Source organism: Pedobacter sp. 01N416, assembly GCF_056399685.1.
Map to the genome: position 1 here is coordinate 1 of NZ_JBFTRT010000632.1, position 2,698 is coordinate 2,698.

The 2,698-nt window shown below is 38.3% G+C and carries 2 protein-coding genes; one reads left to right on the top strand and one right to left on the bottom strand.

The genetic code is table 11. The features are described 5' to 3' along the window. Window positions 1–166 precede the first annotated feature (166 nt). On the top strand, window positions 167–1,183 hold the full coding sequence (locus AC1DND_RS24960) for a LacI family DNA-binding transcriptional regulator (protein ID WP_477585248.1): 1,017 nt from the start codon (window positions 167–169) through the stop codon (window positions 1,181–1,183). A 276-nt stretch (window positions 1,184–1,459) separates the two neighbouring features. Here AC1DND_RS24960 and AC1DND_RS24965 read toward each other — a convergent pair. Beyond that, window positions 1,460–2,698: MFS transporter (locus AC1DND_RS24965; protein WP_477585249.1), on the bottom strand; the 1,239-nt coding region annotated here is incomplete at its 5' end.

A 2,698-nucleotide genomic window follows, 5' to 3' on the forward strand; every position in this document is an offset into this window, starting at 1 on the left:
ATGTTTATTTGGGAAGTTTGTGCTCGTGATTACGAATTTAGAAAAGCTTAAAAAATTAAACGTTTTAAAATAGGCCAAAACGTAATAAAATCCATTGAAACAACATTTCAAACGTTTGAAATAATTGCGTTTTTTTCTTAACTATGCACTGAGATTGGAAAAGATAATGAATAATACCCCTGTTACACTAAAATTCTTGGCTGAAAAGTTAAAGATGTCAGTATCAACAGTATCAAAGGCCCTTAATAACTACCCAACCATAAACGAGTACACGAAACAACGTGTTCAGGAAATGGCCCGCGATTTGCATTTTACGCCCAATAAATCAGCTATTAATTTAAAGGAAAAGAAATCGCACATTATTGGTATTATCTTACCCAATCTTTTAGATCACTATTTTACCAGAAGTATTTATGGTGTAGAGCAATTTGCCACACAAAATGGATATAATGTTATTATCAGCCAATCTCACGATGACCTGAAAAAAGAAATCCAATCTGCAAATATGTTGTTGCGGAGCCGGGTTGATGGTTTAATTGTGGCTATTTCAAAACACACGCAAGATTTTTCGCATTTAGACCAGTTCGAAAACATGGGCACTCCGGTAGTGTATTATGCCCGAAACCCGAGTTTTAACTTAAGCTGCCATAAAGTTTTGGGCAATACTTTTCAGGGCAGTTATCAGGCTACAAAGTTTTTAATAGACAGGGGGCATAAAAAGATTGCTTATTTAGGCGGTCCAAAAATGATTAATTTTACGCACGATCGCTTTAATGGCTACATCAATGCTTTAAATGATAATCAGGTTCCTTTTTCATCAGAATTGGTTGCTTACACCGATTTCGACAAAGAAAATACGATCTCAGCAATTAAGAATTTATTTGCCAACCCAGAAAATATGCCTACTGCGCTCGTGGCTTTTAAAGAACCTATTATGTTCGATGCGATGAAATACCTGAAATCGATAAACCACCCTGACTTTGACAAAATTGAATACGTAGGATTCGGGAACACCTCTTTTATCAGTTATCTCGATTCACCACCTATTGCCTCTATTGAAGAAAACCCCGAATCAGTAGGTGAAAACGCAATTAAACTATTGATACAATTGATTAGCAAAGAAATTGATATTCATAATTACCAGAAAGTAATTGTGGATTGTAAGCTGATTGTGCACGGGTAAACGTTTGGCGCATGGCGTCTAGCGTTTTGTGCACAATGTTGTATCTACTCGATCGTCATGCTGTCCCGAATGTTCGGGATCAGCATCTTTATCTATCTATTAAGGAGGGTGTATCATAAATATAAATTTGTCATCCTGAGCTTGTCGAAGGACCTGTTTAAATACTCTTTGAGGTGTTTCGACAGGCTCAACATGACAGCTTCTGGGCTGAAATCGCCTTTATGATACAACCTCGACGACCACTCGTACCCAAATTAAAAAATTCCAGATGACATATTAATTTAACGACATTGCACTACTGTTCAATTGATTCCTGTGCTTTTCATTGTACACAAACGCAGCTACAATCAACAAACCCGCAACACCTTCAAAAGCAACTACAGTCTGCGTACCAAAAAGATGCGCTAAATACCCCATCAATAAACTGCCGATTGGCAATACGCCCTGGTAAGCCATAATATAATAACTTAAAGTCCTTCCCCTCATTACATCATCGGCATGAGTCTGCAGATAAGTATTGATAGATGAGGTTTGAGCCATCAAACCCAAAGCAGCTAAACCGGTACAGATTAAAGCCAGAACAAGCGATGGTGATATAGCCAGCGCTACAACCGAAATGGCCAGCAAAATACCCGACATCATTACAATTTTCTGCAGGTTTTGCTTCACTTTTAATGTAGCCATATAAATGGCACCGAAGAATGCACCAAATCCTGCTGCGCTTTCAAACCAGCCAAATGTTGTGGCATTTCCATTAAAAATATCTTTGGCAAAAACAGGCAATAAAGTTGTGAAAGGAATTACCAATAAACTCGATGCAGCCATCATCAATACCATGGATGCCAAATCTGGCGATGATTTAAGATAATCGTAACCTTTTTTCAGGTCGATCCAGATATTTTCTTTCGATTTTTGATGTACGGTGAGTTTAAGCTTCATCATCACCATACAACCCAGTACAGCAATAAAGCTCACAAAATTGATCAGGAAACAGATATCTTCACCTAAAGTACTCAAAATTACCCCTGCCAACGCCGGGCCGATTAGCCTGGCGGCATTAAACATGGAAGAATTAAGCGCAATGGCATTTGGTAAATCTTCTTTATCATCAATTAAATTTACCATTAAAGATTGACGGGCAGTAACATCAAAAGCATTTACCAAGCCCTGAACCAGTGAAAGTGCTGCAATCCAGAACATATCGTATACTTTAAACCAGATCATCAAAGCCAGGGCACCTGCCTGCAGCATCAGGATCACCTGGGTAATCACCAATATCTTATACTTATTATGTCTATCTACATAGCTCCCAGCATACGGTGCAAGTACCAGTGAAGGGATTAAACTCAAAAAAGTAATCAGTCCCAGCAAAAAAGCCGATCCTGTTAAACGATATACCAACCAACTGATGGCTACACGCTGCATCCATGTGCCGATTAATGAAATAGCCTGACCTGTAAAAAATAACCTGTAATTATAGTGCCTTAGCGAACGAAAAATACTCATGTTTAAAAT